The following is a 25,647-nucleotide window of genomic DNA, read 5'->3' as shown; positions in this document are numbered from 1 at the left end:
TTGGCGCTACAACCATTAGACTGGCTTCACCTGATTGCGGAACAGAGGGCGGATTTGATGCAGGAACATGCAAGCGCGGTGGTGATAGGCGGCGGGGTCGTCGGGTGTTCGGTGCTTTACCATCTGGCGAAGGCCGGCTGGAAGGATGTGCTTCTGGTCGAGCGGTCGGAACTGACGTCGGGTTCATCGTGGCACGCAGCCGGCGGCTTTCATACGCTCAACGGTGATCCGAACGTCGCGCGCCTGCAGGCCTATACCGTCTCCCTCTACAGCGAATTGGAGGAGTTGTCTGGCCAGTCCTGCGGGCTCCACCTGACTGGCGGCGTGATGTTGGCCGACAGCGAGGAACGACTGAATTTCCTGCGCTATACGCAGGCGACGGGCAGGGCGCTCGGGATGGATACCGAGATTATCACGCCTTCCGAGGCCAAGGCGATGTTCCCGCTGATGGATGAAAGCCGTTTTGTCGGCGCTTTGTGGGATCCGGTGGAAGGCCATCTCGATCCGTCCGGAACGACGCATGCCTACGCCATGGCGGCGCGCAAACTTGGCGCGAAGATAGAATTGCGCAACCGCGTGACCGATCTCTCCCAGAGCCCGGATGGGACCTGGACCGTGGCGACGGAAAAGGGAACCGTCAGGGCGGAACATGTTGTCAATGCTGGCGGCCTGTGGGCGCGCGAGGTCGGACGCATGGTCGGCCTCGAACTGCCATTGCTCGCCATGGAGCATATGTATCTGCTGACAGAATCGATGCCGGAAGTCCGTGAATTCAACGAGGCTTCAGGCCGTGAACTCGTCGGGGTTATCGACTTCAAGGGTGAGATCTACACCAGGCAGGAGCGCGAGGGTCTGCTGCTCGGCACCTACGAGAAGGCCTGCGTGCCATGGTCTGCGAAGGAGACGCCATGGGATTTCGGGCACGAATTGCTGCAGCCGGATCTTGATCGTATCACACCGTCTCTGGAGGTTGGGTTCCAGCATTTCCCGGCCTTTGGAAGGGCGGGGATAAAGCAGATAGTCAATGGACCATTCACGTTCGCGCCGGATGGCAATCCGCTTGTCGGGCCGGTTCAGGGGCTGACGAATTTCTGGTGCGCCTGCGCCGTGATGGCCGGCTTCTCGCAGGGCGGCGGCGTCGGTCTTGCTTTGGCGAACTGGATGACCGACGGCGATCCGGGCCACGACATTTTCGGCATGGATGTCGCCCGATTCGGGGATTTCACGTCGCTGCGCTACACCAACGCCAAGGTCCGGGAAAACTATTCCCGAAGATTCTCGATCCGTTTTCCCAACGAGGAGCTGCCGGCGGCGAGACCGCAGCAGACGACGCCGCTATACGATATCATGGTGCGGGACAACCACGCAGTCATGGGAGACAGCTGGGGTCTGGAAACGCCTCTATGGTTTGCGCCGAGCGCCGCGGAAGCAAAAGACGACCTGTCCTTCCATCGGTCCAATGATTTCGCCCACGTCGGAAACGAGGTGCGCGCTGTCAGGGAACGCGTCGGCGTCACGGAGATCGCCAATTTCGCCAAATACGAAGTATCGGGCCCGGGGGCGGGCGGGTGGCTGTCCAGGCTGATGACCAACACGATGCCGAAGCCCGGCCGCATCGTGCTGACGCCGATGCTCAATCATGAAGGCAAGTTGATCGGGGACTTCACGATCGTCAACGCCGGCGACGAACGTTTCATGGTCTGGGGATCCACGGCCGCGCAAATTTATCACATGCGCTGGTTCGAGCGCCATCTGCCTTCTGACGGAACCGTGCGTCTGCGGCGCTTCGGGCAGGAACTTGTCGGTCTGTCCATCGCCGGACCTCAGTCGCGCGCCGTGCTTGAAAAACTGGCCGACATCAATGTCTCGAACGAATCGTTTCGATTTATGGATTATCGCGAAATGGACGTCGCAGGCTGTCCCTGTAAGGTCAACCGGATCAGCTATACCGGCGATCTCGGCTATGAGATCTGGATGGAACCGGCCTATGAACGGACGGTTTACCTGGCGATCAAGGGCGCCGGCGCGAAATTCGACATCTCCGATTTCGGCATGCGGGCGTTGTTGTCCATGCGGTTGGAGAAGAATTTCCCGACATGGTTCGCAGAACTCAGGCCGATCTATGGCCCGTATGAAGGCGCGATGGAGCGCTTTGTGAAACTGTCAAAGAACGACTTTATTGGCTTGAGCAGGGCGGCGGAAGAACACGAAAACGGCCCGAAGGCGCGACGCGTCAGTTTTGCAATCCAGGCGGACGACACGGATGTGATGGGCGACGAACCCGTCTGGGCCAGGGTCGGCGACGTCGATCATGGTCTGGTCAGTCCGCCGCACGGCTATGGCGCGCCCCGATTCGATGCGTCTGGCGCTGAGATGCCGAAAATCCATCCCCAAAGGGACGGGGAATGGCGCGTCGTAGGCTGGGTCACCTCGGGCGGCTATGGTCACTATGTCGACATGTCTCTTGCACAGGGCTATGTGCCCGCCGCGATGGCCGGGAACGAGGACGAAGGCGTGTTCGAGATCGAGATACTTGGCAAGCGCCGCCCCGCCCGGATCCTGACCGAGCCGCCTTTTGACCCGCGGGGCGAACGCATGCGCGGGTAAGTGAAGCCAGACCGCACCACGGCGCGATTGCCTATTACCAATCGCTGATATATTCATCGCCCGGTAAATTTGCCGTTTGCGGCGGACCATTGATTATGAGCAAGGCGCGCTGAACCGACATACGGCGGCCGGGAAACATTCATGAATGTCAATCATACCGTGCCGGGGTCGAGCGTCGATCTAGCTCTGGCAAAACGCAATGCACTGATTCTCGCCGCCTCGAACGCCTTTCTCGGCGCTGGCGCGCCCATCGCCGTATCGCTCGGAGGTCTGGCCGGCGACTATATGCTGGGCGAAGACAAGTCGCTGGCGACCGCTCCGGTCACCGGCTTTACACTTGGTGTGGCGGTCGGCGCACTGCCGGCGGCTTGGCTGATGCGGTTGATCGGGCGTCGGCTGGGTTTCATGGGCGGGGCCTGTCTCAACGGCCTTGGCGGCGCTGTCGCCACTATTGCGCTGTTTCAGTCCAGTTTCTGGATGTTCGCCTTCGGTCTCCTGATTATCGGGATGGGCAACTCCTTCATCCAGCAGTACCGATTTGCTGCGACCGACAATGCGCCGGACAATTTCAAGGGGCAGGCGATTTCCTGGGTTCTCATGGGCGGCGTGATTTCCGCCGTCATCGGGCCGCAACTGGTGATTTTCACCCGCGATTTCTTCGCTCCGGTAATGTTTGCAGGCGCCTATGCTTCCATTTTGGGACTTGCAGCGATTGGCGTCGTTATCCTCTCAATGCTTCGGATCAAGGAGAATCCGGTCCTGCTCGAACACCGCTCGGAGACCCCTGAGCGACCGCTTATGCAGATCCTGCTCCAGCAAAAGTTCCTGACGGCGCTCGCCTGCGGCGTCTGCTCCTATGCGCTGATGTCCTTCATGATGACCGGCGCGCCTCTCGCCATGGTCGGTTGCGGGTTCTCGACGGACATGGCGGCGCTTGGCATCCAGTGGCATGTGCTCGCCATGTTCGCGCCAAGCTTCTTCACCGGAAAGCTTATCGCCCGCTTCGGATATGCGCCGATCATCGCCAGCGGCCTCGTGATCCTGATTGCCTGCGCCGTCATCGCGGGCATGGGCATCGAACTCTGGAATTTCTGGGGCGCGCTCGTCCTGCTGGGTGTCGGCTGGAACTTCGGCTTCATTGGTGCAACGACCATGGTCAGCACCACATACCGGCCTGCGGAGAAGAACAAGGTGCAAGGCGTCCATGACGTCATTCTTTTCGGAACTGTCGCATTCGCCTCGCTGATGTCGGGCCGCGTCCTGAACTCCTTCGGCTGGGATGCAATCAGCCAGGTCCTGTGGCCAGCGGCGCTTCTCTGCCTGCTACTGCTGGCCTGGCAGGTTAGAAGCGATCGAAAAAACCGCGAGATTGCGGGCTGATATATGTGTCTTTCGTCGGAAAGCACGAGAGATTCTCCACTGAAAGCTTGACGACCGCCCGCGCTGTCGCCAAACATCCGCCCGATAGAGCGGCCGCGACCAATTGTCGGCCGTCTGTTTCAACTGCCGGAGGGAGTGTGAGCCGGCAAACTGGAGGAATTGGCATTGACACTATTATTGGCCGTCATCGCCTGTGGCCTGCTTTCGATCGTATTCGCCATTTGGGCGACGCGGTCGGTTTTGGCTGCGGATCAAGGCAACGCGCGCATGCAGGAAATTGCCGGCGCAATCAGGGAAGGCGCGCAAGCCTATCTCGCCCGTCAGTATACAACGATTGCGATCGTGGGGGTCGTCGTCTTCATCATAGTGTGGATCCTGCTGTCGGGATACGCGGCGATTGGCTTCCTGATCGGCGCCGTTCTGTCCGGAGCCGCGGGCTTCATCGGCATGCATGTCTCGGTCCGCGCCAATGTTCGCACGGCGCAGGCGGCGTCCAACAGCCTTGCTGAAGGTCTTGATATCGCCTTCAAGTCGGGCGCCATCACGGGCATGCTCGTAGCTGGTCTCGCCCTGCTGGGCGTGGCGATCTACTATTATTATCTGACCTACATTGCAGGATTCGCGATTGGCGACCGCACGGTGATCGATGCGCTGGTGGCGCTTGGTTTCGGCGCGTCCCTGATTTCGATCTTCGCGCGTCTCGGCGGCGGCATCTTCACAAAGGGCGCTGATGTCGGCGGCGATCTCGTCGGCAAGGTCGAAGCTGGAATTCCGGAAGACGACCCACGCAATCCGGCCACGATCGCCGACAATGTCGGCGACAATGTCGGAGACTGCGCGGGTATGGCCGCCGACCTCTTCGAAACCTATGCGGTTTCGGTGGTGGCGACCATGGTGCTCGGCGCGATCTTCTTCACCGGCACGACGGTGCTCGCTGACATCATGATATATCCGCTCGCCATCTGCGGGACTTGTATCATTACGTCGATCGTCGGCGTTTTCTTCGTTCGTCTGGGATCGAACGGTTCGATCATGGGAGCTCTTTACAAGGGGCTGTTTGTCACGGGCGTCCTATCGATCGTTGGACTTGCTATCGCAACCCAACTCACCATCGGCTGGGGTCAGGTTGGCGATGCAGCGTTCACCGGGTTCGATCTTTTCGTCTGCGGTATCGTGGGCCTCATCGTGACCGGTCTGATTGTCTGGATCACCGAATATTATACCGGAACGAACAAGCGTCCTGTGAATTCGATCTCGCAAGCCTCGGTCACCGGTCATGGCACGAACGTTATCCAGGGCCTCGCGGTCTCGCTGGAAGCGACGGCGCTTCCGGCCATCGTGATTATCGCCGGCATCATCGCCACCTATCAGCTTGGCGGGCTTTTCGGCACCGGCATCGCGGTCACCGCCATGCTCGGCATCGCCGGCATGATCGTTGCGCTCGACGCTTTCGGTCCGGTGACGGACAATGCCGGTGGTATCGCGGAAATGGCGGGGTTGCCGTCTGAAGTCCGCAAATCGACGGACGCGCTCGATGCGGTCGGAAACACGACGAAAGCCGTGACCAAGGGCTATGCCATCGGTTCAGCCGGACTTGGCGCGCTGGTGCTGTTCGCAGCCTATTCGAACGACCTCGAATTCTTCGTGAATAATTCAGAGTCGTTCCCGTACTTCGCGGATGTCGGTACTATCTCCTTCAGCCTGTCCAATCCTTATGTTGTGGCCGGTCTGATATTCGGTGGTATGATTCCGTATCTGTTCGGCGGCATCGCCATGACGGCGGTGGGTCGCGCCGGCGGCACCGTGGTGCAGGAAGTGCGTCGTCAGTTCCGAGAAAAGCCTGGCATCCTCGAAGGCACCGAACGGCCCGACTATGCGCGCGCGGTCGACATACTGACCAAGGCGGCAATCAAGGAAATGATCGTACCTTCGCTGCTGCCGGTGCTTGCGCCGCTCGTGGTCTATTTTGGCGTATTGCTGATTTCGGGCTCGAAAGCTTCCGCCTTCGCCGCACTCGGCGCTTCGCTTCTCGGTGTGATCGTCAACGGCCTGTTCGTCGCTATCTCGATGACGTCCGGCGGCGGCGCCTGGGACAACGCCAAGAAGTCCTTCGAGGACGGCTTCGTCGACGCCGACGGCGTCAGGCACGAGAAGGGCAGTGAGGCCCACAAGGCGTCGGTGACGGGTGATACTGTTGGCGACCCCTACAAGGACACCGCCGGTCCCGCCGTCAATCCGGCGATCAAGATCACCAACATAATGGCTCTGCTGCTGCTTGCGATCCTCGCCCATTCGGGCATGTGATCGAACGCAACCACTTCGCATCAACGAAAAACCCGCGGTTCAAAAGAGCCGCGGGTTTTGTTTGGTCTAACGGTCCGGCGATCGCCGAACCGACTGTTGAGAAATGCTGTTGGTCTTATCCGCCGAACAGCCCTCTTGTCGCGGCCTCCTTGCCGCCGCCGCTGACAGAAGACAGGACGCGCGTCAGGAAGGTTTCTTCCTTACCGCCCGTCGGCGTCGTGCGGCTGATCGTGTCGAAAACTTTGCCGTCTTCAAGCGTATAGTTGGCAAGCCGGGTCACGGTCCCGTCTTCCTCGTTGAAATAAACAGCGAGAATAGACTGGTCCACCAGCCGTGGCTTGAGGAATTCGGCCCGTTTGACCTTCTTCTGTGAGATATAGTAGTAGGCCTCGCCGCCGTAGTCGCCCTCAACGGTCGGGGTGCCCAGCGACAGAAGAACCTGCTCCTTGCTGGAGCCGGGAGGGACGAGTTCCAGCGTCTGTTGCTCCAGAACGTAACCATGCGTCAGTTCTTCGGTCATCGAGCAGCCCGAAACGGCCACGGCCGAAAGTCCGACGGCGACGGTCGTGCAGTAAAAATATTTTTTCGTTCGGTTGAAAACACGCCGTGTCAACAGCATCTCCATCTGACAGTCTGGCTGAGTTGCTTTTCCCGAATGCTTCGGTAAACCACGATCGCAAGCGATGCAACAGGCCAATATGAACGCGCCTCATGCTTTGCAGCAATCCAGCGCCGAAATTATGGCGCGAAAAGGCAAACACATGATATTCGGCTATTTTAGCAGAAACCGGAAAAATCGGGAAATCATTCGTTCAATTTACGGTCAACTGACCGCAGCAGCGCGCGAACCGTCCTACTACATTCACATGAATGTCCCGGATACCGTGATGGGTCGCTACGAGATGATCAGCATAATGATGATTCTCTTTCTGCGCCGCACGGGTCAGGCGTCGGCGCCCGTTCAGGAGCTTGCGCAGGATGTTGTCGACAGCTTCTTCGCCGAGGTTGACCATTCGATCCGGGAACTTGGCGTTGGCGACAACAGCGTGCCGAAACGCATGAAGAAGCTCGCCCGCATGTTCTACGGACGCGCGGAAGCCTATCGCGCGGCTCTCGATGCAGGAGACGCCGCCGCGCTGGCTGAGGCGTTAAGGCGCAATATTCATCCCGGTCTCGCGGACGGCGCCGCGGCGGCGGGCGCAGACATGAGCGCGCTCGCGAAAGCGGTGCTGCGTCTCGACGAAGAGTTCTCCGGTCGCGAGGAGGCGGGCATCCTGTCCGGGGATATTCTGCAGCGCCCGGCTGAATCGGTGTAACAGGAAACGGTCGCAAATGTCTGAGAAGAAGTCCGAAACATTCTCTTGGCTGGTCAATGTCGGCCATATCTCCAAAAATCCGGTGAGGGTTCACGTCGAGGCCGATGAACGTCAGCGTGAGGCGCTGGCGCGGCGCTGGAACATTCCGGCGGTGGAATTGGTCGAAGGTGACTTCGACCTGTCGCGCTGGAAGCGCGACGGCGTGCGCGTGAAGGGCCGGGTGAAGGCGTCGCTGATTCAGAATTGCATCGTGACGCTGGAGCCGGTGCATGAGACCGTAGACGAAGAGGTGGAGGCGCTGTTCGTGCCGGAGGGCTCAAGGCTCGCCCGCGTGGACATGGATGAGACGGGAGAGATGGTGGTCGATGCGGAAGGGCCGGACATACCTGAGACTTTCACTGGCGACAGCATAGACATCGCCGCCATATGCGAGGAGTTTATAGTGTTGGCAATCAATCCTTATCCGCGTAAAGAGGGCGCGGCTTTCATGCCTCCTTCTCATGACGCCCCCGATGAGAGTGAGAAAGCTTCTCCCTTTGCTGGATTAAAGGGCTGGAGCGGAACGAAACAGTAGAGCGTTTGGTCTCAGTGTAATTTCCCCGCGACAGGCGGCGGAAATGCCGGAAAAACACGACAAACCGGTTGTATCAACTTGGAAAGAGTCTATTTATGGCGCCCTGTGAAAAGCTTCAGTAACAGATCATGCGTATCAAGACCCCAATATTGTCCGGATATGGCGTCAGAACTGGATTGCCGCAACCAGAAAAAGAATAAGAGGGAAAATCTAGTTTGATCACCATTTCCGTGGACGTGATGGGCGGTGATTTCGGGCCGGAGGTAGCCATACCGGGTCTGGCGAAGTCACTGGACCGGCATCCCGAACTGAAATTCCTTCTCTACGGTGAGGAGGACAAGTGCGCGGCTCTGATCGCCGAACATCCGAAGCTGGCGGCGGCGAGCACGTTTCATCACTGCGATATTTCTGTGCGCATGGATGACAAGCCCAGCAAGGCGTTGCGCCAGGGTCGTTGGCGTTCCTCCATGTGGCGCAGCATTGAGGCAGTCAAGAACGGCGAGGCGAATGTCTGCGTGTCTGCGGGAAACACCGGCGCGCTTATGGCGATGTCGCGGTTTTGCCTCAGAACCATGGCAAATATCGAACGTCCCGCAATCGCGGCCATCTGGCCAACCCTGCGCGGCGAGAGCATCGTGCTCGACGTCGGCGCGACGGTGGGCGCGGACGCCCAGCAACTGACCGACTATTCGATGATGGGCGCCGCCATGGCGCGCGCGCTCTTCGAGATCGACCGGCCGTCCGTAGGGCTGCTCAACGTCGGCGTCGAGGAGGTCAAGGGGTTGGAAGAGGTAAAGGAAGCGGGCCGCATCCTAAAGGCGAGCGAGCTTCCGGGCATGAATTATCACGGTTTCGTCGAAGGCGACGATCTTGGCAAGGGAACGGTCGATGTCGTCGTCACCGAGGGCTTTGCTGGCAATATTGCTCTGAAGACCGCGGAAGGCACGGCGCGGCAGATCGCAGAATATCTGCGCGCCGCCATGGGCCGCACAATCCTTGCCCGTCTCGGCTATATTCTGGCGAAAAGCGCCTTCGACAGGCTTCGAGAGAAGATGGACCCGCGCCGGGTCAATGGCGGCGTCTTTCTGGGCTTGAACGGCATCGTCATCAAGAGTCACGGCGGGACGGACGCGGACGGGTTCGCCGCCGCTGTCGATGTTGCGCACGATATGGCGCGAAACGATCTGATATCGAAGATCGAAAACGATCTAAAACTCTACCACGCGAAACAGACGATTGGCAGCGTGCAGGCGGCAGTGAGTCAGGGGTAACGATGATCCGAACAGTAGTGCGGGGTTACGGGTCGTGCCTTCCCAAAAAGACAGTGACCAACAAGGATCTGGAAAGCCTCGTTGAGACGTCGGACGAATGGATTGTCCAGCGCACGGGCATCCGCCAGCGTTATGTTGCAGGCGAGGGCGAGACGACCTGTTCTCTGGGCGCCGGCGCAGCGCGAGCCGCTTTGGAAAACGCCGGTTTCGAGCCGCAGGACATCGACCTGATCATTGTGGCGACGTCGACGCCTGACAATACCTTCCCGGCCGCAGCCGTCGATATTCAGCATCGCCTCGGGATTACGCAGGGCGCAGCCTTCGACGTCCAGGCCGTGTGCTCTGGCTTCGTTTTTGCCTTGACGACAGCCGACGCCTATCTGCGCACCGGGCTCGCCAAACGCGCGCTCGTGATCGGCGCCGAAACGTTCTCGCGGCTTCTCGACTGGACGGATCGCACAACCTGCGTGTTGTTCGGAGACGGCGCAGGGGCCCTGGTCGTAGAGGCGGTCGAATCCGCCGGAACGCTTGACGACAGGGGCGTGCTTGCAAGCAAGTTGCGGTCCGACGGATGTCACAAGAACAAGCTCTATGTCGATGGCGGTCCATCCTCGACACAGACGGTCGGGCATCTGCGGATGCAGGGGCGTGAAGTCTTCAAACATGCTGTCGGAATGATAACCGATGTGATCGAATCCGTCTTCGACGCAACAGGCATGAACGCAGACGATATCGACTGGTTCGTGCCGCATCAGGCCAACAAGCGAATTATCGACGCGTCTGCGCGCAAGCTCGGTATCGACCCCGGCAAGGTCGTCATAACCGTCGATAGCTATGGAAACACGTCCGCGGCGTCCATTCCGCTAGCGCTTTGCGATGCGCTGGACGCGGGTCGGATCAAGCAGGGCGACGTCGTGCTCCTAGAAGCGATGGGCGGCGGATTCACCTGGGGGGCCGTGTTGGTTCGCTGGTAGGCGACCACCGTAATTTGATGTTTTGCAACCTTTTTTGGTTGCTGGCGGGAAAAATCACGGCTTGACCGGTCTAGAATACGTCAATAGTGTCTAAGCGCTGCAAAATAACTATTTGATAAGAATTCGGGGACGGCGAAACATAAATGAGCGGGAAAACGGTCACCAGGGCGGATCTTGCGGAAGCAGTGTTCCGAAAGGTTGGACTGTCGCGTACAGAATCCGCGTCTCTCGTCGAAATGGTAATCGACGAGATCTGCAACGCCATCGTCAGGGGCGAAAGCGTCAAGCTCTCTTCCTTCGCCACGTTCCAGATTCGGGACAAAAACGAGCGGATCGGTCGCAATCCGAAGACGGGCGAGGAAGTGCCGATTTCGCCGCGACGGGTCATGACTTTCAAGGCATCCAACGTGCTCAAGCAGCGCGTTCTCGATGCGCACCTGAAACGCAAGAAGAGCGGATAGGGCTAGGGCCCGCAGCCGAGTACGTTCTTTTTACTTGAAAAATCCACAATTTAGCGATGCAATCAGCGCAAGCCGAGTCGGCCTGCGCTCCGGGCGTCATTTCGCTTTCCGCAATGCTCCGACCGGCGACTGTGACCCAACAGGAGGTCGGTGAAATGGACAAGAGCCCTGACGCTTTCCGAACTATCAGCGAAGTCGCTGACGAACTGGATCTGCCGCAGCATGTTCTCCGTTTTTGGGAGACCCGTTTCAACCAGATAAAGCCCATGAAACGCGGCGGCGGTCGTCGATACTATCGGCCGGACGACGTGGAGCTTCTGAAGGGCATCCGCCATCTCCTCTATGATCAGGGCTTCACAATCAAGGGCGTGCAGAAACTGCTCAAGCAGAACGGATCTCGCTTTGCGATTTCCATCGGCGCTGGAGAGGTTACTGCCGCTGAAGCTCTGTCAGCCTTTGATAAGACGCAGGCGACCGAACCCGAACAAACGCCGAAGATGCGCGAGGATACGGGCTTCGAGGATGACCGGCTGGTTGGCCAGGCCAAGGTTCCGAAGGGCAAGAGACTGTTCGGCTTCGGCGGCGGCAAGGAAGGCGAGAGCAACGGCGAGCCCGATCTCGCGGCGGATGACAAGGCGTTGCTGCAGGAAACGCTCTACGAATTGTTGGAATGCAAGCGCATATTGGATCAGGCGCGGTAGGGCCGGAGTTGCGTCATGCGCCGCGCAAGATGAAATGCGCGACCAGACGGGCGATCCCTATTCCGTGTCAGTTTTCCCGGTTTTCCCGGATTCCGCCTTTGCCGCATCTGACGCCGCCTCGTCCGGCAGCCGTGGCTGGAAAGCGTATTGTTTGCGATAGGCGGCGTAGTCCATCGTCTTGGGCTCAGATTCAGGCTCCGGATCCGGCTCCGGTTTTTCAGCCGGCTTTTCCTCCACGCGGCGCGCCCTTGAGGCCGGCTTTGCCCTGTCGATGCGGCGCTGGGCGTCCGCCAGTACGCGAAGATGGTTTTCAATAAGGATAAGGCAGGCGAGGAGACCGCCCCCCAGCGATGCAGCCAGGAAGCCGGCGGAGAAGCCGATCAGGCCGCCGACCCAAGGCTCCACCTGCATGACCGGCGCCTGCGCATAGCCGTAGACTGTGCCGGCGACGATACAGGCCGCCGCCAGAATGCGGATGATACCCGAAAGAAAATCGACCAGAAGATTCAGCATTGCGTCGGCTCACTCCCGAAAGTCCCGCAAGACTATCACATATGGCGATTTTGTCCCGTTCAGATGAACAGGGCGTTACCGTGGCTGCGTCACTGATTGTTTTCAGAGGAAAGCGGAAAACGGTTGATGTCGAACCGTTCGATTTCCTTGAGATATTCGATGAAGCCGTCTGCCTGGTGTATGGCGGTGGCCTTGCCCTTTTCGGCGGTGGCGGCCGACGCGTCGCCGACGACGCCAGCGGAACTCAGGTCCGATGCGATCCATCCATAGGAGGTCGGGCCTGTCGGCATCAGCCGGTCATCGGACGATATGTCTTCGGCCGTCGAGCGAAAGTTTTCCGCCTTCGTCATGTCGACGAGGTCGGGCTGGAAATGGAGCATCAGCGATGTTTCGACGTCGCCGCCGTGAATACCGTAGGCGCGCTCGTGGTCCGAATACATGCCTTCCGGATGACCCAGGCCGCCCCACTGGCACTTTGGGACCAGCATGCCGGCGCGCACACGCAATTCGCGCGCGACGATGCCGATGATGTCGAGATTGCCGCCGTGGGAATTGACGATCACCATCTTGCGCACGCCGGCCCGCGCAACGGAGAGGCCTATCTCGGTCCACATGCCAATCACAAGCTCAGCTGGCAGAGTCAGCGTTCCAGGCGCGTGCAGATGCTCGTTCGATTTACCGACCGCCTGAACCGGCAGAATGCGGATGTCGAGCGCTTCCGGAGCGCGTTCGCTCATCGTCTCCAGCATGCCCTGGTTGATCATCATGTCGACGCCGACAGGAAGGTGCGGACCATGCTGCTCGATCGCCGCCGTCGGCAGAATCGCGATCGTTTTTTGAGGATCGATGTACCTGTATTCGGTTGTCTTGTAGGCGGCCCAAAGGTGCTGATCTTTCATGCCTGGCCTCTCCGGTTTGCCGTCAGTTTTGCAATTGCTTTTTCAACTTTCTCAAGATGCCGTGCGCGGCTTTCTGAAGTCGACCTGTCCATGCTGTAATGGGCTGCGAAAGATTTGCAGGCGCGTGGATGGCAGAGCAGGCCGATACCGCGCAATATCGTCTTCCGGCCCGGCGCCCCGATGATAAATGTCAGCCACCATGAAGCGCCGCAGGTCGTGTAGACGCCGAGCCGCCGAACGTTGCGCAGCAGAGGCTTGATGTCTCCGCCATCCGGCATTTCGAAAGCTACCCCGGGAAGCAGAATTCGCTCCATCCAGCCCTTTAGCATGGCAGGATGTCCGTACCACCACGTCGGATAGACAAAGATGAGCGTGTCGCACCATGCGAGCGCTTCGGCGTGCCGAGCGATATCCTCGCTTCTGCCTTGCGTTGCTTCGTAGCTGGACCACTCGCTTTCAGACAGCACCGGCTGGAAGTCTTCCCCATAAAGGTCGATCACCCGCAATTCTGCGCCGATCGTCCGGAGATGGCCGGTCACGACATCGCGCACGGCGGACGTGAAACTACCCTCGTGCGGGTGGCAATAGACCACCAGTGCGTTCATCGAACTAAAACCGCTCCATTTCGGTCTTCACGCGCTCCACGAAGCCGGCCCGCTTCTTCTCGTCGGCGCGGTTCATGTCATAGAGAGCAAGATAACGCGTCTTGACTTGCGGGTGCATGACAAAGCGCAATGGCCGGGTTACGACCTTTCGCGGCGGGTCGCCGGAAAGGAAGGCGCGCATCCTGCTGCCGCCATAGGTGGTGACGGCCGCAAGCTTGCGAATATTGGTCAGATTGGGCGCCACCTTCTCGTTCACGAGCTTGAAGGAAATCCCGGGCAGGAACACCCGGTCGAAGAATCCCTTGAGAATGGCGGGGTAACCGAAGTTCCAGACGGGAAAGACGAGCACGAGCGCTTCCGCCGCCTGTAGCCGTTCGACATAGTCGGCCACCGGACCGGTGTTGATGTCTTCTTCATGGTAGTTGCGCCGCTCTTCGGTGGTCAGAACCGGTGAAAAGCCTTCGGCGTTCAAGTCGCAATCATCGATTTCCCATCCACGCGCCGACAGTGTTTCAACTACTGTGGTGTGCAGCGAGGACGAGAAGCTTTCGGGCACGGGGTGTGCGAACAAGACCAGTGCGCGCATTCAGCCGGCCTTCCGCATTCCGGAATAGTCGTACATCGTCTCGTAGCTCCAGTCGGGCTTGTCCCAGGCGATCATCTTTCCCGGATTGAGCAAGCCCTTCGGATCGGCTTCGCGCTTGAAGTCGAGCTGGCGGGCATCGGTCATCTGCCGGCCGCCTTCCTCGAGCGTGTAGCGATGCGGATTGAAGATCATGCAGCCCAGGTCTTCGTGAATGCGGATGATCTCGTCCAGACGCTCCTCGGTGGTGAAGCGCACGATGGGCAGTCCGGCGAAATGGATCTTGCCGTCGCCGCGAATGGCTTCAAGATGCTGCGGCACCTCGTCGCCGAAGATCTTCCTGATTTCCGCAACCTTTTCCAGGTGATCGGGAAAGCCGTAGCGGACCTGCAGATAGGTGATGGTCGGATCGAATTTGAGACCGCGCAGGGTCGTATGGTTCCAGGCGTACTCGAAAATATGACCAGGATTACGCGCCCAGTCATTGTCGTCCGAGCGGTAGATGATCTCTGCGCTCTGGACGCGTTTGGTGAAGGTTTCGAATGCGTCTATCGACTGAGGAGCGACCATCAGCATGATGAGGTTCTGCTCGCGCCGCATGTAGGGCTTAAAGCGTTGGAAGTAATCGTAGGGGATTGGCGCTTCGATGGGCGTCGCCAGTTTCAGCAATACGCCGTCCTCGTTGGCGAGGTCGTCGGCGTATTTTGCGGCGTCCATGAAGTCGTCGAAAGCGACGGCGACGTCGACCCATTCATAGGCCGGAGCAAGCGGCATTTCGAGCTCGGTGATGATGCCGTTGGTGCCATAGGCGTGGGAGACGCGGGCGAGTTCCTCGCCGGTGAATTCATGAACATGTGGCTCTTCCTCCATCGTAACCACGCGCAGTCGGATGATGTTGCCGAGATCGCGCAGCGATCCCCAGCGCACCGAACCGACGCCGCCGGATCCGCCGGCGATGAATCCGCCGATGGTGGCGGTCGCCCAGGTCGATGAAAACATTCGGATTTCCTGACACGAGTCTGCGATGCAGGCGGCGTCCAGGTCCTTGAGCAGGCAGCCCGGCTCCACGATCACGCGGCCCGGCTGCACTTCCTTGACACTGGTCATATTCTTCATGTGCATGACGCAACCGCCGGAGAAGGGCATCGCTTGGCCATAATTGCCGGTTCCGGCGCCGCGCGTTGTTACCGGGCAGTCATGTTCGTAGCAGACCTTGAGAACCTCGATGACTTCGGCCTCGTTGCGCGGCGAGACGACGAAATCGCCAACGACACGGTCGAGCCGTGTTTTCAGGACAGGGGAATACCAGAAGAAATCCCGGCTCTTGTTCTTGATCGTCACCGGGTTGTCGTCGATTTCCAGATGGAAGAGCTTCTCCTTTGCTGCGGCTACGTTCGGCGTCATGAATCCTCCATGAGGTGGTCGAGCTCCCGGTAATCGGGCAATGTTCTGTCGATCGGTTTTCCGTTGCGCACGACAATGCGGTCAGACTGGGGGCGGGCGAAGAGCTCTGTCCAGTCTCTCGCATTGCAGATCACAAGATCGGCCGGATCGCCAGGATTGAGCGTTTGGCTCGAGAACCCGCATACATCGCACGGCGTGGCGCTGAAAGAGCGGATCCAGTCCGGATCGGAATGGTCGAGCTGGGCGATGCGGGTTGCTTCGCGCAGCACCTCCATCATGTCCAGGTCGCCATAGGCGTAGAACGGATCGCGCGTATTGTCGGAGGCGAAGGCAACCGGAATTCCGCGGGATTTCATTTCGTGCACCAGCGTAACGCCGCGCCAGCGCGGTGTTCGTCCGCGCTCGCGCGACTGCAGATACATATTGCACATCGGAAGCGACACGACAGCGATGCCGGCCTCGGCCATCAGGTCCATGGTCCGGTCGGCGTAGTCTTCCTCCTGAACAGCCAGCGAACAGCAGTGTCCGACGACGATCGGAGCGTCGAACTTCATCTCGATTGCCGTCTCCGCAATAGAGCGCAGCGTCCGCACGGCCGGATCACCCGTTTCGTCGACATGGAAATCGACGGCCAGATTGCGGTCGGCGGCGGTTCGGAAGAAGAATTCCAGGCGCTCTTTGAGAACGGGAACAGGGAATGTGACCGTGCCCAGCACGCCGCCGCTGTCCACAACCCGATCGGCCGTCTCAACGAACGGGCTGTCCGGCTCGACCGCCTCGATGGTGAGCAGGCAGCTTGCCTGAAGCTCGATTCGGTCCTTCCATTCTTCTCTGACCTCGCGGAAAACCGGCCAGGAGATCGCGTCCTGGGGCGCGAGGCTGTCGATGTGGGTGCGAACCGCGCGCGTCCCGTGGGCATAGGCGCAGCGCAGCGCGAAATCCATTCGTGCGCGGACGTCCTCTGCCGACCAGTTCGCTTCTCTGTCGGCGCCCACAGTCGTCAGCGCCCCCATGAATGTCCCGTCGGGATTGCTTGCGCGGCGCCAGATATGCCCCTTGTCGAGATGCGTATGCATGTCGGTAAAAGCCGGCAGGACGATCGACCCGCCCATGTCGATTTCCGGACCGGTCGTCCCGTCGCCGATCTTTCCGTCGGCAATTGCGAGGTCTACCGGGACAAAGTCGCCATCGGCGCCGCTGAACTCGGATGGCGCGACGCAGTTCGTCAGCGTAAAGGGGCCGCCAGTGGGCAGTGTCCTGAAATCCATCTCAACTTTCCCGCTTGATTGCGCTTTCATGCCATTTCCGCAGCAGGAGATGGCTCACCAGGCTGAGAACCGAATAGATCAGAACGCCGGTTCCGGCGATCAAGATCAGTGCGGCGAACATCCGTGGCATGTTTAGCCGGTAGCCCGCCTCCAGAATACGGAAGGCGAGCCCGGAGCCGATGCCGCCGGCGCCAGCAACGAACTCAGCGACTACTGCGCCGATCAACGCCAGACCGCCGGCAATCCGCAGGCCGCCAAGAAAATAGGGCAGGGAGGAAGGAAGCTGTAAATAAAGCAGCCGCTGCCAGCGACTGGCTCCGTAAATGCTGAAAAGGTCGCGCAGATTGTGATCGGCGCTCCTGAGACCCAGTGTCGTATTCGACAGCACCGGAAAGAACGCGACGATCCATGCGCAGATCAGCAGGCCGACGAGCTTGCTTTCGACATAGATGAAGATCAGAGGCGCAATCGCTACGACTGGGGTCACCTGCAGAACGACGGCGTATGGATAGAACGACATCTCCACGAGGCGCGATTGATTGAATAGAATCGCGAGCCCGGCGCCGCCGATGACGGCGACCAGCAAGGCGAGCAGTGTGATCTGCAGCGTGACCATCAGGGCGTCGAACAGGATCGCCCTGTCCTGAATGAGAGTCTGGAAGACGAGACCTGGCCCGGGGAGAATGTAGTGCGGGATCTCGTTGATCCTGATGGTCCATTCCCAGGCGAGAATTCCAATCGCGAAGACGACGACCGGGAGTATCCATTTGCCTATGCGATTGCGCAATTCTTTGCGCGCGCTTGCGCGTTCTTCCTCGTCGACGAAGGAGGCTGCGGGATCTTGGGCGAGGTCGCTCATTGCCGGGTTCCTTCCTGGGCTTCTTTCAGCGCCTGAGACGCAGCGCGGCAATAGGCGGCGTAGTCGTTGGAAGTCCTGAATTCCTCTTCCCGCGGGTAGGGCTTGTCCACCTTGAGTTCCTGCATGACCCGGCCGGGACGCGCCGCCATGATGACAATCCGGTCGGACAGGAACACGCTCTCGAATACCGAATGCGTAACGAAGACGACCGTACAGTCAATCTTCGCCTTCATCTGCAGCAGGTCATTGTTGAGCTTGAAACGCGTGATCTCGTCGAGAGCGGCGAAGGGTTCGTCCATCAGCACGAGTTTTGGCTTGGTCACCATGGCGCGCGCAATGGACACGCGCATCTTCATGCCGCCGGAGAGTTCGCGGGGATAGGCGTGTTCGAAGCCCGCAAGACCGACAAGCTCCAGGGCTTCGCGAATGTCGTCCCTGACCCTCGCGAAAGAAACACCCTTGAGCCGCATCGGCAGCCAGACATTCTTTTCGACGGTCGCCCAAGGCATCAGCGTCGGTTCCTGGAACACGACGCTCAGGGATTCGCCCTGGCGTCTGTCTTCCCAACGGATGAAGCCGTTCGTCGGTTGCATCAGACCCGCTATCAGTCTGAGCGCCGTCGACTTTCCACAGCCCGAGGGGCCGAGCAGACTGACGAAATCACCCTCGCAGATATCAAGCGACAGGTTCTGGAGCGCGACAATGTCGCGCCCGAAAACCTTATCGACCTTATGAAGTGTGAGGAGCTTGTCGCGCGACGCGGTGTGGTCGGTCGCTGAAACCTGAATTTCCATAATTTCTGTCCAGTGGACAACGGGCGGATTTGATCCGCCCGTTGAGGCCAGAGTTTATGTGAGTAAGTCTAATGTCAGTCTTTCTTGAGGTCCATGCCGACGCCGACGCCAACAAACTGGGCGTCAAACGTCGCTTCCCAGTCGATGTCTCCGCCAACGACGCCGACTTCAACCATTTTGTCATAGAAGTCCTGGACCTTCTCGGGAGTGATGACGCCGATGCCCATTTCCAGAGAGTCGCCACTGTCGACGATGCCGTATTCTTTCATCTTTTCGACGGCGTAGGCGATCTTGTCATCGGTCATTTCCGGATTATCGGCCTTGATCAACTCGTCAGCGCCGGAGCGGTCGCCATAGAGGTAGGTGTACCAGCCCTTGATCGAGCCGTCGACGAAACACTTGACCAGTTCCGGCTTGTTCTTGATCGTGTCGGCCATGGTTTCGATCGTCGTGGCGTAGGTCGAGTAGCCGGCGTCGGCGATCAGGAACACACCCGGCGTAAATCCGGCTTCCTTCTCAACGACGTAGGGTTCCGACGAAAGATAGCCCTGCATGCCCTTCTTCGGATCGGCGATGAAAGGCGCCGGGTTGAACGTGTACGGCTCGCGCTGTTCTGCGGTGAAGCCATAGGCCGCGATCATCCACTGATAGTAGCTCTGGAACCCATTGTCGCCGATCAGCAGCGTCAGATTTTTCAGATCTTCCCATTTCTCGGCTTCGCCGGGATGCGCAAGGATAACCTGCGGATGCTTCTGGAAGATTGCGGCGACGGCGACCACCGGAATGTTCTGCTCCACGGCGGAGAATGCTTGCAGCATGTCGCCGCCCATATGAAACTGCAGCTTACCGGCAAGCATCAACGCCCGGTTGTTGACCTGGGGTCCGCCAGGAACGATTTCGACTTCCAGGCCGCATGCCTCATAGGTGCCGTCAGCGACGGACTGGTAGAAGCCGCCGTGCTCTGCCTGGGCCAGCCAGTTCGTTCCGAATGCGACCTTTTCAAGCGCGAAAGCCGAAGTCGATGCTGTAAGCGCCGCGATGCCGGCCGCGAGGAATACGGTTTTCATGAAAACTCTCCATGTTGGTGTATCGATCTGACGCCAGACTTGGCATGTGCATATGGATTGTCAACGAATTTTTGATTAAAATATACTCAATAGATTTTTGAGATCAATTACTGTGCAAAAACAACTCACCATGCGCAATTATTGTTCATTGTTGCTGCATTAAGTGGCGGAAACGGGGATTGAAGACCATGAAAGCATTGACGCCAAAACAGATTGCTCCTCCTTTCGCGCACTACTCGCACGGCGTGGAGGCGCCGCCGGGCAGTCGCATCGTGCGAACATCGGGGCAACTTGGACTGAGCGACGATGGCGCCGTTCCGGACGATGTGCGATCACAGGCTGAGATATGCTTTGCAAATATCGACGCCATTCTGGCCGAGGCAGGGATGGATCGAAGCTGCATTTTGCATATCACAGCTTATGTCACCGACCGCGCATGGATGCAGGGTTACATGCAGGCGCGCGACGCCTATGTGGCCGGGATTGAGCCTCCGCCGGCTTCAACGCTGATCATCGTCAGCGGCTTCACGCGAGAGGAATTCAAGGTTGAAATCGAGGTGATGGCCGCAGCGGAATAGTTTGTCTTTAGGTGCGAATTCTCAACCTGCGAGATTATCAAAAATACAACCATAAATTTAGCTGTTTCTGTCACGCAATTAATGTTCCGGACAGGCGCTGTTCATCTGCGGTCCCCCATATTCAGGTTGTCGAGCAATCAAACGGGAGATGACAGATGAATATCTTCAAGAGCAATCGCAGCGCAGACCACGTCGAAGCCGCCCTGATCGCACGCGATCATCGCGCGAGGTGGTTCAAACGCAGCTTCGCATCTTGCAAGGACGCCTACAGCCAACGACGCGGCGAAAGGCGGCCCAACCCGCTGATGATGCGTGGTCTGCACATCAGCTGAAGTACGGAAAATGTTGAATAGCCCCCAGCGGCGCCGGATGACAAGAAGTCCGGCGCCTTTTCCGTATCTACTGGGCGTGTTTCTCCACCATTCTGGCGGTCTTGACGGTCCTGCCGACAACGCTGGATTTGTTCGCAGGCCGAGTGACGTAGCGCACGAAGGCGTTGACCGCCTGGTCGACTGTCCTTGCGTTGCGAAACTGCGGAAAACGGTTGGCTTCACCGATGATAAGAGCGATGTTGCTGTCAGCGGAGGTCAGCGTGCCGACGCTGTGGCCGCGGCCGAGGCCGCCCCTTTTATTGAGCTGAAACAGACCGTAGCATCCACAACCCCGATTGACCGCCTTCGGGTTCAGCGTGGATTCGCGAATGGCGACAGAGACGGCGGCGATCTGATGCTGTCGGCCATACCCCGCGTTGGCGAAGCCGCCCGCGATCTTGTTGGCGATCGAGACCTGAGATTTGTTGTAGCCTTTCAGCGTATTGAACTGAACCCGGTTTGGCTTGAATGCGATCGGAAAGACTGACGACGCGCCGTCATTCGCAACGGCCGGGACCATTGGTGTGGCGGTGGAGATCGCGCAAAGCGCCGCGACGACGAGACCGGCGGCCCTGACGCCGGTAAAACGATGTTTCTTCATTGTGGGGGATACTAACCTGCTGGCCGCAATCGGTGGTTGGACGAAGGCGCGGGATCGCACCCGGCCGTTACTGATGGCTTGCGGTTAGGCAGGGTTTGGGGCGAAAAAGTGTCGAGATACTCAAGTCATGTTTCAATTTATTACAATATTGACGCTGAGTAAAATGGCGTTTTGTACGACTTGCACTCTCGGGTCCTTCAAGGATTACGTGTAAAATCACACATAAGTCTGAAAAAATCGGATTATACTTCTTCAATACGCTCGTATCAGAACGAAGAACACGGCTGGTCTGTGAACGGGCGTAGCGCAGGCAAGCCGGCGGCAATGGCGGAGTGGACGATGCCCAAGATCAGCTACGACGACTACCTGCGGATAGCGCGCAATCCCGATGTCAGTGACGAAGAGCTCCTTCGCTATTCCACGGTCAGGCGCGGAGAGGGCGCCTTCAGCATTGTTGTAGAGCCCGACCCGGAGATGGTCGAGATGTCCGCGGAAGACGTGGAACTCGAAAACGCCATGCAGATGGGCAATGGCCTTGCGCGTTACCGTCGTCAGGCGCATTTCCGCACCCGAAAGGCCCTGGGGTCGTCGCTGCCGGTTCTGGTTTCCGAATGCGACAGCTGGGGCCAGTTCCCGCTGCTTATAAAGGAGATCATCGACCAGCTCTACGACGACTATCTGGTATGGTCCGTCGGCGCCGCAGGAGATACGGCGCAGAACATGGTCTTCGGGCCGCAGCAACCCGGCCGGACGGAATACATGCTTGCGCTGCGCCAACAGAAGCAGGTGGTGAAGGGGTTTATCTTCTCGGCGGCGGGCAACGATATTATCGGCGAGGATACGGTTACTGGCGAGGCAGTGCTTCTGAACATCCTGACGCCCTTCAACGGAGATCCGGACGACGTGGAAGGCCATATCAACCACTCGCTGCTGCGCGACAAGCTGGATTTTCTGAGGGGAGCCTATTCGACGGTGATCGAGAACGTCCGCAAGGAGCCTGGTTTCAGCAGATTGCCGATCTTCATTCACGGTTATGACTATGTTTTCCCCTATCCTTGGGGAATCAGCGATCCGCGAAATCCGGCCTATGCGGACAACAATGAATGGCTTGGCGCGCCGCTGGACGCTCGTGGAATCATGCATCCCGCATTGCGCAGGGGCGTCTGCGCCTATCTCATCGACCGGCTTTACGAAATGCTTGCGGAATTTGCCGGAGATTCGAGCCAGACCCAGGTCTGGCTTGTGGATTGTCGCGGCGCCATGCCGGACGTGTCCGACTGGAACGACGAAATACACGGAACAAGCGCCGGCTTTGCGAAAGTGGCGAGCCGCTTCCGGCCCGTGATCGCGCAGGCTCTCGCAGCGGTCTGATCATCCCAACAAAAAAAGTGCGCCCGCCGGTGGCTCCGGCGGGCGCAGGTTGATCGGTCTTGCGGCCGGTATCAGTTGGTCTCCCGGGTTACTTCCGCAACCTGACCTTCATTCGAGACAAGGCAACGCCACGGCGTCTTTTCAGAGCCAACGCCGACCGTCACGATGGAATTCGCTTCCGAATATTCAGCCCCGACAACATCGGTTTCGTTGGTGGAGGCCTCCATCTGAACTGCATCGAGACACGCGTCCACGGCGACGTCTGGAACGTTCGAGGCCATTGCGGCGTCGGAGGAAATCGATCCCGTCACAGTGCTGTCGGACGCGCCGGCCGCCGGTTCGGTCGTTTCCATGGCTGAGGTCGACTCGCTTGTTGTGGGCAGTTCGGTTGAACTCGTCTCCGTCTCGCCGGAGTCCGAGCAAGCCGCCAGTCCTAGCAGCAGTGACGCGAAAGTAATTGTTGCGACATTTCTCATTGGATCACCCTTTCGGTTATACGCACTTGAAACTTCCGTACGACTGAAGGGTTCCGCAATTCTGGGGCGATTTGATGCCTGGTATGATCACCTATGGTATGCGTCTTAAATATAGTGAGATTGCTGTCGCAATTTTGGCCGCGGATATTTGCTGTGGCTGCCGGCGCTCAGGCCGGCTGCGCCTCTTGCATTTCGCGGACACTCTTGAGGACGTAGCGCCTGGGCAGAAGCGGCGCGATCCATATCATGATCTTGCGCTTGCGCGTCACGCCGGCAAAGACGTTGAGTTCGCTGCGCAGCATGGCCTCGTAACCGGTCAGCGCGACGTCGGCCGCCGGCGTTGTCTGGTTGAACAGAGATGTCCTGTCCATCCCGGCCGTTTTCGCGAACTCGCTTGCGGTCGCACCCGGCAAAAGGGTCGTCACGGTTACGGACGTGTCGCTGATTTCCTCGGCGATGGCGTTGCCCAGATACATGACGAAGGCCTTGGTCGCGAAATAGGTCGCCTGCAGGGGGCCTGGCGTCAGGGCCGCGGTGGATGCGACATTCAGAATGCGTCCGGAATTGCGCGCGACGAAGCCAGGCAGGAAAAACCGGGTCAGCGCCGCAAGCGCCACGACATTGACCTGTATCATGGAGCGATTGTCTTCCCAGTCGAGCTCATGGAACTTGCCGCGATGGCCAAACCCCGCATTGTTGACCAGAAAGGAAAGTTCGATGTTTTCGGCCGTCACCCTGTCGAATATGCGTTGCGGGGCGGACTCGTCATTGAGATCCTCGGCCAGAACGAGCACTTGCGCGCCATGCCGGGATTCGAGTTCTTCCTTCAAGACGTTCAGTTTGTCCGCACGACGGGCGACAAGAATGAGGTCTCCGCCGCGGCTTGCATGCAGCCAGGCCATTTCCTCGCCAATGCCGCTGGATGCGCCGGTGATCAGTGCCGTATTTTTCATTGCAGGGATCCTTGAATCGAGTAGAAAGCGAACTTCCATTCGGTTTTGACATGGCGCGCATTCGCTGTCAATAAAACCGAACATGAATTCTGTTTTGGTGTGGTCATGACCGAAAATCGCTGGATATCGGAACTTCACTGGCGTCGTGCAGGGCAGCAATCGCGCAGCGAACGCACGCAGTCGGCGCTGCTGGACGCGGCGGAAGCCCTGATTTTCGAGAAAGGCACCGAAGCGACATCGATCGCTGATATCGCCGCAAAGGCCGGATTTTCGGTGGGCGCCGTCTATCATCATTTCAAGGACAAGAAAGCGCTGTTCCTGGCGCTTTTCGACCGAATGACAGACGCCTACGAGGCGCTCAACGCCAAAGCCTCGGATCCCGAGATATGGCGAGGGGCCACCGTGCTTGACCTGTTCCGCGGCTATATGGAGATAACCCTGAACGCCGCGAGAGAGGATCCAGCAGCGAAGGCCGCCGTGTCTGCAGTTGTCGCAGACTATCCCGAACTGGCCGCGCACTATGCAGAAATACAGGGCAATTCCCGCCGTGCGCTGCTGAAACTCGTGCTTGCCCGTCGAGAGGAGATCGGCGTTGCCGACGCCGAAGAGGCGGCTGCATTCGCGATCGACCAGATATCCGCCATGCTCAGGTCGCGTGTCGATCCCGCCCAACGCCCGGCCGCGCTTCAGCCGATCGACGACGAGACGTTCATGCGCAATGCTCTAAGAATGATCGGTGCATGTCTGGATCTGCGGCCGGCTGGGTGACCGGAACCGGAAGAGGGGATCGGATCCGGTTCCGGTAGCGCAGCCCGGCGTATCGCCGGACGGCGCTGTTCATATGACCGGGTCAGGCGGCCTTCTTGTTGAGCTTGTCTTCGGCAAGCCGGGTAAGCTTGGCGTCGGCGCTCTTTTCTTCTTCGATATTGTCGCGCAGCGGATTGATCGCGTCTTCATAGTCGAGAAGCTTGGCCCAAGTCAGGAGGGTGGCGTAGCGCGTGATCTCATAGTGTTCGACCGCCTGTGCGGCGGCGATCAGCGCGGCGTCCAGCGTTTCCGGGTCCTTGATTTCCTCGATCAGTTCCTCGGCTTCCTTGACGATGCCTTCGATGGCCGGGCATTCCTCGGACGAGGGCTTCTTGCCGATGAGTTCGAACACCGTTTTCAGCCGTTCGATCTGTCCCGCGGTTTCCGCGCGGTGGTCCTTGAACAGCTTTCCGAGTGTCGCGTTGGTACTCTTCTCGATCATCGTCGGCAGCTTCTTGTGAATGAAATTCTCCGCGAAATACACATCCTGAAGCGTGTGTTCGAACAGGTCTTCCAGGTTCTTGACAGCCATGCCGTGTTTCCTTTCCTATTGAGGTTTGCAGTCCTGGGCTCAAGAATGCAGGCACGAGTTTTTTGTTCCACGAAAGAGGGAGGAGAGACCGCTGGCTGGCAGAATTTGGTTCCTGTTGGTGTTTTTGGGTTGCGCCAGATGTCTGGACTATATAAGGCTTTCCGCGGCTCGGAGCGTAGCGCAGCCCGGTAGCGCACTTGACTGGGGGTCAAGGGGTCGTGGGTTCGAATCCCGCCGCTCCGACCATTATTTCAAGGTCCATTCTTGTCACATGGTTTACATTTGATACCGGAGAGATGGTTTACACTTTCTCCGGTGCGAATGGGTTTTGTGCCGGTTCGACACGGTCCTCCTTGTTGTCGAAGAAGCCCAGATCAT

27 protein-coding genes and 1 tRNA gene are annotated in these 25,647 nt (G+C 58.8%); 14 read left to right on the top strand and 14 right to left on the bottom strand.

The genetic code is table 11. The features are described 5' to 3' along the window. Positions 1-57: 57 nt before the first annotated feature. The 3 genes from AAFN47_RS24070 (at position 58) to AAFN47_RS24060 (ending at position 6,291) form a co-directional block, all read left to right on the top strand. Positions 58-2,607: a GcvT family protein gene (locus tag AAFN47_RS24070; RefSeq protein ID WP_499811817.1), complete on the top strand. Its 2,550-nt coding sequence runs from the start codon at positions 58-60 to the stop codon at positions 2,605-2,607. A gap of 141 nt (positions 2,608-2,748) precedes the next feature. Beyond that, positions 2,749-3,987: an MFS transporter gene (locus AAFN47_RS24065; protein WP_499811816.1), complete on the top strand. Its 1,239-nt coding sequence runs from the start codon at positions 2,749-2,751 to the stop codon at positions 3,985-3,987. Between the two features lie 165 nt (positions 3,988-4,152). Beyond that, positions 4,153-6,291 (top strand): sodium-translocating pyrophosphatase, encoded by a 2,139-nt coding sequence (locus AAFN47_RS24060; protein ID WP_499811815.1) that lies wholly within the window; start codon positions 4,153-4,155, stop codon positions 6,289-6,291. Between the two features lie 115 nt (positions 6,292-6,406). On the opposite strand, the gene AAFN47_RS24055 is transcribed toward AAFN47_RS24060, so the two are convergent. Then, positions 6,407-6,910 carry an outer membrane protein assembly factor BamE gene (locus AAFN47_RS24055; RefSeq protein ID WP_499811869.1) on the bottom strand — a complete coding sequence of 168 codons (504 nt, stop codon included), beginning with the start codon at positions 6,908-6,910 and terminating at the stop codon, positions 6,407-6,409. A gap of 64 nt (positions 6,911-6,974) precedes the next feature. Between AAFN47_RS24055 and AAFN47_RS24050 the strand changes: the two genes are divergently transcribed. The 6 genes from AAFN47_RS24050 to AAFN47_RS24025 all read left to right on the top strand — a co-directional run bounded on the left by AAFN47_RS24050 (position 6,975) and on the right by AAFN47_RS24025 (position 11,588). Beyond that, positions 6,975-7,607, top strand: a complete 633-nt coding sequence (locus AAFN47_RS24050) for a ubiquinol-cytochrome C chaperone family protein (protein WP_499811814.1) — start codon at positions 6,975-6,977, stop codon at positions 7,605-7,607. A 16-nt stretch (positions 7,608-7,623) separates the two neighbouring features. Then, a complete protein-coding gene (locus tag AAFN47_RS24045) occupies positions 7,624-8,181 on the top strand; it encodes a YceD family protein (protein ID WP_499811813.1) in 558 nt (185 codons plus the stop codon). Between the two features lie 215 nt (positions 8,182-8,396). After that, a complete protein-coding gene (gene plsX, locus AAFN47_RS24040; RefSeq protein ID WP_499811812.1) occupies positions 8,397-9,452 on the top strand; it encodes a phosphate acyltransferase PlsX in 1,056 nt (351 codons plus the stop codon). Positions 9,453-9,454: 2 nt separating this feature from the next. After that, positions 9,455-10,426 (top strand): beta-ketoacyl-ACP synthase III, encoded by a 972-nt coding sequence (locus AAFN47_RS24035; RefSeq protein WP_499811811.1) that lies wholly within the window; start codon positions 9,455-9,457, stop codon positions 10,424-10,426. A 143-nt stretch (positions 10,427-10,569) separates the two neighbouring features. Continuing rightward, positions 10,570-10,887: an integration host factor subunit alpha gene (locus tag AAFN47_RS24030; protein WP_499811810.1), complete on the top strand. Its 318-nt coding sequence runs from the start codon at positions 10,570-10,572 to the stop codon at positions 10,885-10,887. Positions 10,888-11,042: 155 nt separating this feature from the next. Then, positions 11,043-11,588 carry a MerR family transcriptional regulator gene (locus tag AAFN47_RS24025; protein ID WP_499811809.1) on the top strand — a complete coding sequence of 182 codons (546 nt, stop codon included), beginning with the start codon at positions 11,043-11,045 and terminating at the stop codon, positions 11,586-11,588. A gap of 57 nt (positions 11,589-11,645) precedes the next feature. Here AAFN47_RS24025 and AAFN47_RS24020 read toward each other — a convergent pair whose 3' ends face one another. From AAFN47_RS24020 to AAFN47_RS23980, 9 genes are all read right to left on the bottom strand, one after another. Further along, positions 11,646-12,101 (bottom strand): hypothetical protein, encoded by a 456-nt coding sequence (locus AAFN47_RS24020; RefSeq protein ID WP_499811808.1) that lies wholly within the window; start codon positions 12,099-12,101, stop codon positions 11,646-11,648. Between the two features lie 89 nt (positions 12,102-12,190). Then, positions 12,191-13,000 (bottom strand): creatininase family protein, encoded by an 810-nt coding sequence (locus tag AAFN47_RS24015; RefSeq protein WP_499811807.1) that lies wholly within the window; start codon positions 12,998-13,000, stop codon positions 12,191-12,193. Further along, on the bottom strand, positions 12,997-13,605 hold the full coding sequence (locus AAFN47_RS24010) for an NAD(P)H-dependent oxidoreductase (RefSeq protein ID WP_499811806.1): 609 nt from the start codon (positions 13,603-13,605) through the stop codon (positions 12,997-12,999). Before AAFN47_RS24010 ends, AAFN47_RS24015 begins: the two co-directional genes overlap by 4 nt. Positions 13,606-13,609: 4 nt before the next feature. Next, entirely contained in the window at positions 13,610-14,191 is a 582-nt protein-coding gene (locus AAFN47_RS24005; RefSeq protein ID WP_499811805.1) for an NAD(P)H-dependent oxidoreductase, read from the bottom strand. Beyond that, a complete protein-coding gene (locus AAFN47_RS24000; RefSeq protein WP_499811804.1) occupies positions 14,192-15,592 on the bottom strand; it encodes an FAD-binding oxidoreductase in 1,401 nt (466 codons plus the stop codon). It lies immediately after the preceding gene. Further along, the gene (locus AAFN47_RS23995; RefSeq protein ID WP_499811803.1) at positions 15,589-16,860 is read right to left on the bottom strand and encodes a cytosine deaminase; all 1,272 of its coding nucleotides are present in this window, start codon (positions 16,858-16,860) and stop codon (positions 15,589-15,591) included. The genes AAFN47_RS24000 and AAFN47_RS23995 overlap by 4 nt, the downstream gene beginning before the upstream one ends. A gap of 1 nt (position 16,861) precedes the next feature. Continuing rightward, the gene (locus AAFN47_RS23990) at positions 16,862-17,719 is read right to left on the bottom strand and encodes an ABC transporter permease (protein WP_499811802.1); all 858 of its coding nucleotides are present in this window, start codon (positions 17,717-17,719) and stop codon (positions 16,862-16,864) included. After that, a complete protein-coding gene (locus AAFN47_RS23985) occupies positions 17,716-18,513 on the bottom strand; it encodes an ABC transporter ATP-binding protein (RefSeq protein WP_499811801.1) in 798 nt (265 codons plus the stop codon). Before AAFN47_RS23985 ends, AAFN47_RS23990 begins: the two co-directional genes overlap by 4 nt. 74 nt (positions 18,514-18,587) lie before the next feature. Further along, positions 18,588-19,580 carry an ABC transporter substrate-binding protein gene (locus AAFN47_RS23980; RefSeq protein ID WP_499811800.1) on the bottom strand — a complete coding sequence of 331 codons (993 nt, stop codon included), beginning with the start codon at positions 19,578-19,580 and terminating at the stop codon, positions 18,588-18,590. Positions 19,581-19,768: 188 nt separating this feature from the next. Here AAFN47_RS23980 and AAFN47_RS23975 point away from each other — a divergent pair, with 188 nt between their 5' ends. Together AAFN47_RS23975 and AAFN47_RS23970 are read left to right on the top strand one after the other, a co-directional pair. After that, positions 19,769-20,158, top strand: a complete 390-nt coding sequence (locus AAFN47_RS23975; protein WP_499811799.1) for a RidA family protein — start codon at positions 19,769-19,771, stop codon at positions 20,156-20,158. Between the two features lie 155 nt (positions 20,159-20,313). After that, entirely contained in the window at positions 20,314-20,490 is a 177-nt protein-coding gene (locus AAFN47_RS23970; RefSeq protein WP_499811798.1) for a hypothetical protein, read from the top strand. Between the two features lie 67 nt (positions 20,491-20,557). Here AAFN47_RS23970 and AAFN47_RS23965 read toward each other — a convergent pair whose 3' ends face one another. Beyond that, positions 20,558-21,130: a phage tail tip lysozyme gene (locus AAFN47_RS23965; protein ID WP_499811797.1), complete on the bottom strand. Its 573-nt coding sequence runs from the start codon at positions 21,128-21,130 to the stop codon at positions 20,558-20,560. A gap of 339 nt (positions 21,131-21,469) precedes the next feature. Between AAFN47_RS23965 and AAFN47_RS23960 the strand changes: the two genes are divergently transcribed. Beyond that, positions 21,470-22,501 carry a hypothetical protein gene (locus AAFN47_RS23960; protein WP_499811796.1) on the top strand — a complete coding sequence of 344 codons (1,032 nt, stop codon included), beginning with the start codon at positions 21,470-21,472 and terminating at the stop codon, positions 22,499-22,501. A gap of 71 nt (positions 22,502-22,572) precedes the next feature. On the opposite strand, the gene AAFN47_RS23955 is transcribed toward AAFN47_RS23960, so the two are convergent. Beyond that, positions 22,573-22,977: a hypothetical protein gene (locus AAFN47_RS23955; RefSeq protein ID WP_499811795.1), complete on the bottom strand. Its 405-nt coding sequence runs from the start codon at positions 22,975-22,977 to the stop codon at positions 22,573-22,575. 167 nt (positions 22,978-23,144) lie between these two features. Further along, on the bottom strand, positions 23,145-23,930 hold the full coding sequence (locus AAFN47_RS23950) for an SDR family NAD(P)-dependent oxidoreductase (protein ID WP_499811794.1): 786 nt from the start codon (positions 23,928-23,930) through the stop codon (positions 23,145-23,147). Positions 23,931-24,035: 105 nt separating this feature from the next. Here AAFN47_RS23950 and AAFN47_RS23945 point away from each other — a divergent pair, with 105 nt between their 5' ends. Next, positions 24,036-24,698, top strand: coding sequence for a TetR/AcrR family transcriptional regulator (locus tag AAFN47_RS23945; protein WP_499811793.1), 663 nt, complete (start codon positions 24,036-24,038; stop codon positions 24,696-24,698). A gap of 82 nt (positions 24,699-24,780) precedes the next feature. On the opposite strand, the gene AAFN47_RS23940 is transcribed toward AAFN47_RS23945, so the two are convergent. Then, positions 24,781-25,269 carry a YciE/YciF ferroxidase family protein gene (locus AAFN47_RS23940; RefSeq protein ID WP_499811792.1) on the bottom strand — a complete coding sequence of 163 codons (489 nt, stop codon included), beginning with the start codon at positions 25,267-25,269 and terminating at the stop codon, positions 24,781-24,783. A gap of 169 nt (positions 25,270-25,438) precedes the next feature. On the opposite strand from AAFN47_RS23940, the gene AAFN47_RS23935 reads away from it, so the two are divergent. Continuing rightward, positions 25,439-25,515: transfer RNA gene (locus tag AAFN47_RS23935), tRNA-Pro, on the top strand. Positions 25,516-25,647: the final 132 nt, after the last annotated feature.

Origin of the sequence: Hoeflea sp. CAU 1731 (genome assembly GCF_039888615.1) — a bacterium.
GTDB lineage: Bacteria > Pseudomonadota > Alphaproteobacteria > Rhizobiales > Rhizobiaceae > Flavimaribacter.
The sequence above is the reverse complement of the archived record's forward strand: the minus strand, read 5'-3'. Positions and strand labels throughout refer to the sequence as shown.